At 55.1% G+C, this 7699-nt stretch carries 4 protein-coding genes and 1 pseudogene; 2 read left to right on the plus strand and 3 right to left on the minus strand.

Annotation, left to right across the window (positions count from 1 at the left end; all coding sequences use genetic code 11):
- The first annotated feature begins 76 nt into the window (after positions 1-76).
- The gene (locus AC3A4Z_RS15665; RefSeq protein ID WP_498712594.1) at positions 77-1573 is read left to right on the plus strand and encodes an O-antigen ligase family protein; all 1497 of its coding nucleotides are present in this window, start codon (positions 77-79) and stop codon (positions 1571-1573) included.
- Positions 1574-1843: 270 nt separating this feature from the next.
- Positions 1844-2527, plus strand: coding sequence for a hypothetical protein (locus AC3A4Z_RS15670; protein WP_498712595.1), 684 nt, complete (start codon positions 1844-1846; stop codon positions 2525-2527).
- 489 nt (positions 2528-3016) lie between these two features.
- Here the strand turns inward: AC3A4Z_RS15670 and AC3A4Z_RS15675 are convergent, their stop codons facing one another.
- From AC3A4Z_RS15675 to AC3A4Z_RS15685, 3 genes and pseudogenes are all read right to left on the minus strand, one after another.
- Complete coding sequence (locus AC3A4Z_RS15675; protein ID WP_498712602.1) at positions 3017-4549, minus strand: tyrosine-protein kinase domain-containing protein; 1533 nt, start codon at positions 4547-4549, stop codon at positions 3017-3019.
- 707 nt (positions 4550-5256) lie between these two features.
- Complete coding sequence (locus AC3A4Z_RS15680) at positions 5257-7017, minus strand: right-handed parallel beta-helix repeat-containing protein (protein WP_498712596.1); 1761 nt, start codon at positions 7015-7017, stop codon at positions 5257-5259.
- A gap of 451 nt (positions 7018-7468) precedes the next feature.
- Positions 7469-7699 (minus strand): annotated as a pseudogene (locus tag AC3A4Z_RS15685) (peptidoglycan DD-metalloendopeptidase family protein); the annotation flags it as partial.

The raw sequence follows: 7699 nt of genomic DNA on the forward strand, positions 1-7699 counted from the left end.
ACGAAGTAGCATCACACGAATGATATTCTGGGATGGTTTGCCGTTGACAGGATGGTGGCGGCGGTAGGCGCATGCCTTGATTACAAAAGCATTAGGTGCGAGCGGACTTCAGCATCATCCATCGGCAGCGGCGAGCTTGGATCCGAGTACATCTCTTATTCAGGCGCGATCACAATTAGGATTGACTATGGACCTTGGCCGATCTGCCCCCAAGCCAGCATCCCTCTACAGTGGACAGCCGGCCTACAAAAAGCTCCTGTTTTGGGCCGTCGTTCTTGCCCCCTTGCAAGCCGCGTTTACGGTCAATGTGGGGTTTCCCCTAAAAGTCTCCGAATTCCTTATAGTGTGTGCACTGATAGCGTTTCCGTTTTCGAAAAGGACTGATTCGAAATCTTCAGCGGAGCGTTATTTGGTGGTCGCCCTAGGAGCGGTAGTGTTCGCGACGAGTTGTTTCCACCTTCTCAGGCCCGCGCCCAGTGGAGATTACCCTGGGTTCACACGCGCGCCCGAAGTTGATGCAGGGCTCTATCTCGCCTATGGCGGGTTGATCATTGTTTTTTGGCTACTGGCCGTTGGACTCTGTCCCGAATTGCTTCGACGTGCATTGATCTTTTCCGTGTGGGTCACTTTTGTGGCAACAGCTATGCAATTCCTGCTTTTTATTTTCAATCAAGTCGACTTATTGGAGCTCTTCAATTTCGAAACGAAGATTCGAAGTGCTGCCCTGGACGGTAGTGAAGGCGGCGCGATGCGTTCTGGACCCTTTACCGAGGGTCAGCACCTTGGTTTCTTCAGTGGAGGGGCTTTGATAGTTGCCTGGCAGTGTCGCGCGAGGTGGACGATGCTGGCTGCGGCCATCACTTTGGCGTACTCACAGTCAACGACAGGGATTGCTGGCCTGGCAATTTCCATCGGCGTGATGGCAGCCGTAAAGCCTGGGCGGAAAGTGTGGGGACGAGTTTCTCTGGCGTTGCTGGGAGCAGCTGGTGCTGTTGCAATAGTTCCTGAACTCAGATCGCTTATCCAACTGCAGTTCGCAAAATTGGATCTCTTTGGCTACGGGGGCAGTATCGAGGGTGCGGGTCAGTCCCTGGACCTGCGGACTATCAAGTCGGAAATTGCTGTACAAATGATGATGGATAGTCCTATTGCTGGCGTGGGGCCAGGTCGATTCGGATTTTGGTTTTACACATATCCATCCGCCTCTGAAGCGCCTGAATACTACTTCAGCGGCGTAAACCGTGCGATTGCTGAAAATGTGTACTTACACATTGGATCTGAATTCGGGGTCATAGCATTTGCTATTTTTACCCTATTTATTCTTCTACTTCTGATGAAACTTCGCAAGGCTGAGCCCCTTGACTTCGCGTTGGGAGTGTTCGTAGCCGTTTCAATCACGACTCAGTCGTCGTGGACATTCATTCCGATATGGGTTTTCTTGGCCTACTTGGCGGCTAAGACTTCCCGGCGGACTCTCGATATCGCCGGACCTAGTTCCGGCGTTGCTGCAAGCAAAGTGCAGGCAGACGATAGGATTCCACGGTCATCTTCACTGCTGGGTGGGGCTTACTGAGGATCGGCAGCCATTTCCTTCGCTTGGTTTTCTCTGGGTCACTGCCGGCAATCGCGTTCCGGCAAGTTGTCATCTATTCTTGACGATAAATTTTTCGCCCCTCCCGGCGGTCGCTTTTGCTAAACCAATGTAGGCGGCTCTTCACGGGGCCCGGTGAAATGGATCCCTGAGATGAGCGTTATTCCGCTGTCTGCCGTCCGAGCGGCACGTCTCAAGAGAACCGCCAATTTGCAATTGGTTGGGTTGCGGTAACTCAGCGCAGTACGTTTGATGTTGTTGATCGCGGTGTTGTTGGCCTCGACCTTGCCTGTCGTGGCACCGGTGATGATCAGCACCTGGATCTCTTTACACCTATCTGCAGATAGTGCGGTAGAGGCTGTTGATTTCCGGCCGAGCGGCTGCCTTGACCAGCTCCTGGAGCACCTTCTTTGCCGCCGCAGTGTCGTGGGAGCCGGTGCGGAGCAGGGCATCGAGCTGTTCCTTGACTTTTTAGACGGGCTGGAGGGTGCCAGTTTGATAGTCCAAGGCGAACACCTCCTCGAGTCGGAGGGCGGCCCGGTAGGTGCGTGTGTCGCCGCCGCGCAGCAGGAGCGTGGAGTGCGCCCGAGCCTTGTCGATGGCTCGGCCGGGCCGCCCCTTGACCTGTTGGGAGAGGTGCTGCCTCGTCTCGGTCCTGGCCTGGTTGGCGAGCGAGATCAGGCGGACGGGATCAACAGCGACCGCGGTGCCGGTCAACCAGATCCGCAGCGCCTTCCGGAACTCCGCGAGGGGTCGATCGCGACCACCTGCACAGCCAGGCGCCATTCCAGAAGCGGCGAACAGCCAGTCTCCGACGCCACAGTATTCGCGGCCGTCGACCACACTCAGGACCTGCCCGGTAAGTCCAAGTCGACGATGGTTGTCATCCATGGTTCGAACCGGGTCCACGCGTTCGTTGACGCGTCGTATAAGTAGGGCACGGACCGGAACCGGTGCTCATCAATGCCCATCATCCGCAGGCTTAACTTGTCACACCTCAAGGCAGCCCTTGACATATCAGCGCTGGCGGCTTCCCGCCCCAAAGGTACATACCTCGCGGCAAGATTTGTGCGAATCTCCAGCCGCGGGGGTCCAATGGAAGCCCTTGTAGCCGCCGAACACTCCCTGCGGACGGCAGCTTGGAACATGCTCGCCAAGGGCGAGTGTTACACGGTTCCAGAACCGGATCAGTTCCTGAGGCTCGAGACTGACCGGAGCGAGAACCGGCGCTCCACCGGCTAAAACAGCTTGGACACCAAGTAACTGTCACACAGCTCCCAGCTTGACGCACCACACATTTACGTAGCTAGCAGACGTTGCCACAGCCGTCACACCCTGCCTACTTTGGTGCATCTAGCCTAACGTTAATCTCGAATTTCTCCGGCAATTGGCGGACGTGACTTCCGAGCCTGCTTCGTCTTCGTATTACCGCCGATCCTTCAGCGCTGCTAGAGGAAAGCGCTCGGCAGTGCGTTCGGTAGTTTGAAGGTTCTCCGGGCTGTACTCGTCGGTCTGGTAAGAGGCCGCCCGCCGCTCGCCAGTTTCTTCATAATCTCTGTCTGAGTTAGTTCGTCTGGCCTGACCCTGCTGCTCTGTAGATGATGAAGCTTCATCGTTTGAGTAGTAGCTATATGCGTATGCGTCGGGGCCCTTAACCGGCAGTCGATTCAGAACCACACCGAGGAGCTTTGCTTTTACCAAATCCAAGGCGCTGAGCGATTTTTCCAAATCTTGCCGGCGAACAGTTTGCACGCCAGTTACGAGTACAACGCCTCCCACATGCTGCGCGAGCACTGCTGCATCGGTTACTGGTAACAGCGGAGGAGCATCGATAATGATTGTGTCGAACACTTGCTCTAGACGAGTCAGCAAATCCAGCATGGTTTCAGATCCCAGGAGTTCGCTGGGATTCGGAGGTATTTGTCCTGAAGTCAGCACAAAGAGCTGATCTTCGCCCCAAGGCTGTAGGAGGTCATCCACGTCTACCTGCCCCAGTAACGCCGTCGTAAGACCAGCGTTCCGTTCGAGCCCAAGGTAGTCGTTTACCATAGGTCGGCGCAGATCAGCATCAATGAGGCAGACGGACTGGCCCGATTGAGCAGTGGCTATGGCCAAGTTTGTGGCAGTTGTACTCTTCCCTTCGCCGGGCAGGGATGACGTAACAAGAATAACGTTTGAGTTGCCGGTGATTTTTGCGAACTTCAGATTGGTCCTCAGGTGCCTAAATGACTCAGCTCGAGGGCTTTGAGAAGCCGACTGAGTGAGTAGCGGACGCTTTGACGCATCCTGATCGAACGAAATAGCCCCCAGTAGGGGTGCGTCCGTAACGCGGCGCAAGTCGGCCTCGCCGCGTATCCGCGTGTCTAAGGTTGAGCGAAGTACCGCTGCACCCAGCCCTAAGGCGAGACCGAGCACTAGCGACACCAGTAAGTTCAGCCGGGTGTTCGGTGCTGACGGTGTAGACGGAGCCACAGCAGGTTTCGTAATTGACAAGCTGACGGGTGATGATCCACCGGTTTTGGGTTTTTCAAGAGCGTCCACAGTGTTGATGAGGCTATTAGCCACAGCCTGAGCGATAGCAGCGGCCTGAACAGGCGATTGATCCCGAACGGAGATATTGATCAGCACCGTGTTTAGGTCTTTGCTTGCGGTAACGCGACCGCTCAGAGCTTCCGCTGTAGTGGATAGACCTAGGGCGTCGATCGCAGGTTGAAGAACTAGAGGCGAGCTTACTGTCTTCACATACGATTGCACTCTGGCCTGGCTAAAGGTATTGCCTTGCTGAAGTTCCTGGACCGAACCAGAGTTCGTGATGGCAACGAACAGCTGTGTATCTGCCGTGTAAGTGGGTTTAGTGAGAACGGAGGCTGTGCCACCAATCAGTAGACCTGCCAGAGTTGTGGCGACGATCAAGATCCAGTTGCGCCTCAAAATGCGCACGTAATCGCGTAGGTCCAAACCAACGTCCCCCTGTAATAAATTGCCGGGCAGCCCAATGGCCCCACGAGAACGGCAAGCTGTTGCGGTTGCGTCAATTGTACCCGGCCTCATTGATGTGCTTTTTGAGTCGACGTGTGTCACCTCAATGAGTCGCAGCTGGCAACTTAGGCACAACTACTTGTTCCCGCAGACCCGGGGCTCGAATCAGGATATTCTAGTTCCTCACATACGAGGAATGGCTGTGCATCCAGGACTAAACGTTCCGTTATGGTGATTGGTGAGGATGGCGGGATGCTGGGCGGAGGGTCTTTCGCAGCACTGTCGAGCCCCAGCCGACCTTCGGGGAGCAGCGCTGTTTTGACACGCCGCCGAGTCGATCATCGTGGGCGCGGCCATCAGTGGCATGGACCATGATCGAAAACCATCTCGGTAGGTGGCCACTCTTGGGGCGGGCCTGCTCCTCGACAAATCGCGGGTGGTTGGGGGTGAGTGGAAGTCCGAAGTTTTCGGAACTTACGTGACGTTTGATCTTCGAATGTGACGGCGGAACGACTGGCAGATTCCTTGAACCTGGTCTCGGATTCGATTGAGGTCCGGAGCAGTACTTGCTGACTTGTAATACCGCCACCTTACGGTGGCAAAAGTGGATCTAAATCGTAAGGAGAAAACTCTTCGAGCCACCTAACAGTTCGGACCGATCTATAAAGTCGCGTCCCGCAACGAGGCTAAACGATCCTCTTCAGGACGCCGTTGATGTCCAAAAATACGTTTGCCGAAACACCCGTGATTGTGGGTAAGTCCATAATGGCGTCCCCTGTGTCATTGTTGAACTTCAGGGGGGTACGGTTCGTAGCGTAGTGAAACACTTCGAGTGACTTCGTCGTAGACTCCCGCAGAGACCAATCGTTTGTTATTCCAGACTGGAACAGGAAGGACCGAATTGACGAGCCCGAGCCGCGGAGGGTGTACGTAGCATTTGTGGCAGTGGCTGTTCCGACCCTAAATTTTTCTGCCGCTGAGTCAGGGCCCCAATCCTCGGTATATATGTTGCGCATAGCTATGCCTCGATTCCCGAAGCTAAGCCAGTTCACAGGTGCAGGGCTACATGCCGGACCCCAGATAGCTCTATTCGTCAGGGGAGCCGTCCGGGTGTCGATGACTTGGTTATTCGTCACCATGACGTTGGTGCAGTGCCGTGGACTCGTGGTTCCAGGCGCGCCTATTCCTATATTACGAACGGTGTTTCCTGCGTCGATGCTGACACCATGAACGGTCAGCGCGGAACCAACATTAACAACCGTATTCCCATTTATCTGCACTGTATCTACGCCGAGTAGATGAATACCGGAATTGTGTGCATCCTCGATTAGATTACCCACGATCGTGATGTTTCGCGCCTTCAAAGTGTACTCCTGACTCCCCTGCACAGCTTCTAGGCCACGGAGGCGGATGCCTACGCCCAAGTCATCGAGTGCATATGCATCCAAACCCCGATGTACAGTCTTGATGACGTTTCCACTCACCATCACATTTTGAGGTCCCTCTACAAGGGAGATCCCCACCGTCCCGGAATCGACAATGATGTTATCCGCGATAACCACGTTGACCGGTCCGGCATCAGCGTCGTATCCACCGGCATGAATTCCTGCAAAGTAAGCACCCGTAACGGTATTCCCTGTGATCGTTACATTCGTGTTTCCGCGCGATACTGAGAACCCATTATCTCCAGACCACTCAGATATATTGTTGATTACCTGGACTCCGTCTGTGAATGTAAAACCGGGATCGTAATTACGGCGAAACCGAGAACTTTCGACTGAAACGCTGCGGCAGCCTCGAAACAGTACTGGCATCCCATGGCAACCGGTAATTGACAGGCGACGGAGAGTTATCCGAGAGACCTCGGCGGATTTGCTCTCGCCTGGCACCCTAAGCCCGTTGAATTGGATGGCCGTCTCGACGTAGTCGGTTCCAAAAGTACGACCGAGATCTCGGGTGTGTCCAGTGACTTCTGCTTGCAAGCCCCCGTCAACGGAGAAGTCCTCGAGTGTGATGTTTGAAGCAACTCCGCCGAAGTACTTAGCGACGTTGAAGAGGCTTCCCAGCGCGCCTGCACCGTTAGCTGCTTTGAATGTCGTGGCATGCTGGCCATTTCCCGCTATGACGCTATTGACTAAGTTGCGAAGGTCGACAGTCGCCTTGAATTCGTAGACCGGCTTCGTCCCAAGCAGTCTGACGCCGCCGCCCGCAACTATCGCTGCGTTTACCGCGCGCTGCCATGTTTGATTGTCGCTGTCACCTGTCTGGTAATAGTCTTCAACTACCAGCGTCCGTATGGCGACCTTTCGGACGTAGGAGGCGGAGAGGTCCTTCTCTGAAAGGGGCGGCGCTGCTTTGGCGTCATTGGCATTGAGACCTGCCAGAGCTAATGCCCCTGTAATTGCGCTCGCCAATGTGCCGAGCCTTAGAAGGCCGCGACGTTTCATGTCGCTCTCACCTTGAAACAATGGCGATGACGTACTTTGGCTAATTTCTTTGGTCACGGTTGCACACCCAATCCGATGAACTGATGAGACGTGTCCACCAGCCCAGCGGAGGTCAGGCAATCTAGGGATGCGGTCCTTGGCCTAAGTTGTACCGCTATCCAGTTGATCCCTGCTGTAGGTCGACAGTGGTAACGCTAAGTTCGTGTAATTGCTCGAGCCACCGTAGGAAATACCCATATTTTTTGGGATCACTACTCGCAATTTGTTGTTCCAAGGATCGGGTACGCGATTTTGCGTGGCGGCTACAACTCGAATTGGCCCTGGGTTGAGGACCCCGGCGGCTCGCAAAACGATGCCGCGTACTCCGGGGCCAAATTTCGCGCTGAATTCACGAGCATCCCGCATGAAAGGAGCTTGGGCCATCGGTGAACAATTCCTCGGAAGTCCCTGTTTAGTGCGTGATTGGTGGGGTTGGTGTGGAGGTTTTTGTGACGGTGGTGTAGCCGGTCTTCGTGCCGGTGACGGTCACGGTGAGGGTCTTTCCTGCGTCGGATGGGAGGGGGCGATAGGTGCTGGCGTTGGCACCGGGGATTGCGGTCCCGTTTGCGTTCCACTGGTAGGCAAGAGCGACTGGTGCAGCTCCCCAGATTCCCGGCACTGTGGTGAGGGTCGAATCGACCTT

The sequence above is a fragment of the Arthrobacter sp. Soil_C_49 genome (assembly GCF_057656635.1).

Coding starts and splice junctions, on each gene's coding strand:
- AC3A4Z_RS15680 (WP_498712596.1), bottom strand. CDS start 7,017: ATGAAACGTCGCGGCCTTCTAAGGCTCGGCACATTGGCGAGCGCAATT.
- AC3A4Z_RS15670 (WP_498712595.1), top strand. CDS start 1,844: ATGTTGTTGATCGCGGTGTTGTTGGCCTCGACCTTGCCTGTCGTGGCA.